The sequence below is a fragment of the Streptomyces phytophilus genome, from assembly GCF_013870535.1.
Classification (GTDB): Bacteria; Actinomycetota; Actinomycetes; order Streptomycetales; family Streptomycetaceae; genus Streptomyces; species Streptomyces phytophilus.
This window is the reverse complement of record NZ_JACBXC010001598.1, coordinates 1-1,184: the sequence shown is the minus strand read 5'-3', so window position 1 is coordinate 1,184 and position 1,184 is coordinate 1. Positions and strand designations below refer to the sequence as shown.

1 protein-coding gene is annotated in these 1,184 nt (G+C 74.0%); it reads left to right on the top strand.

The window, feature by feature from the left end; all coding sequences use genetic code 11:
• On the top strand, positions 1-1,184 hold a 1,184-nt coding region (locus tag H5J30_RS34525), incomplete at both ends, for a GH116 family glycosyl-hydrolase (protein WP_258563685.1).

Here is a 1,184-nt window from a genome sequence, read left to right as displayed (position 1 = left end):
TGGAAGCCGGGTGGTTCAAGGAACTGCGGCGGCGGGGGGACGGGACCGCGTACCGGGGGGAGGCGCTCGCGAACATCGGCATGCCCGTGGGCGGGGTGGCGGCCGGGCAGGTCTACCTCGCCGGGGACGGGCGGCTGTGGCTCTGGGAGGTCGACAACCCCGACAGCTTCCCGTACGGCGGCGCCGACTGGCAGGGGCTGCACTACGCCGAACCGCTGCCGGTCACCGCGCCGTTCGCCACCGGGTTCGCCCTGCGGTGGCAGCCGGAGAAGGGCCCCGGCGGGACCCGGGCCCTGGACGGCACGGGCTTCGAGGACGTCGTCTTCCGCGGGCGCTACCCCGTCGGCACCGTCTCGTACGCCGACCCCGGCGTCCCGCTCGCCGTCACCCTCGACGCGTACTCCCCCTTCGTCCCCACCGCCGTCGACGACTCCTCGCTGCCCGTCACGGTCCTGGAGTACGAGCTGCGCAACACCGGCAGCCGCACTCTGACCGCCGAACTCCTCGGCTTCGCCGAGAACCCCGTCTGCCTGCGCAGCCGCACGGCCCAGCCGGTCACCCTCACCGCCGCCCCCTTCGAGGGCGACGCCGTCGGCGTGCAGTTCGGCGCCCGCGAGGGCACGCTCCCCGAACCGCCGCGTGAGGAAATCGTTTTCGAGGACTGGGAGCGCACCGACTACGCCGGCTGGACCGTCACCGGCACCGCCTTCGGCGCCGGCCCCGTCACCGAGGCCGAGTGCCCGGACTACTTCAAGCGCTTCGGCGACCTCGGCGTCTCCGGCACCCGCTTCGTCACCTCCCACCACTTCCGTGGCGGCGGCGACGCCGCCGCGGCCGACGGCCACCAGGGCAAGCTGGTCAGCGAGCCGTTCACCATCGAGCGCCGCTACGTCGCCGTCGGCATCGGCGGCGGCAGCCAGGCCGGCAGGACGTGCGTCAACGTCGTCGTGGACGGCGCGACCGTCGCCTCCTTCACCGGCCGCAACGCCGAGCCGATGGCCCCGCGCGCGTACGACGTCGGCGCCCACGAGGGCAAGCGGGCGACCATCGAGATCGTGGACGAGTCGACCGGCGGCTGGGGCCACCTCAACGTCGACCGCATCCGCTTCACCGACACCCCCGTCGCCGAACAGCCCTTCGGCGAGCTGACCGACAACGGCACCTTCGCCCTCGCCGCCGCCCAC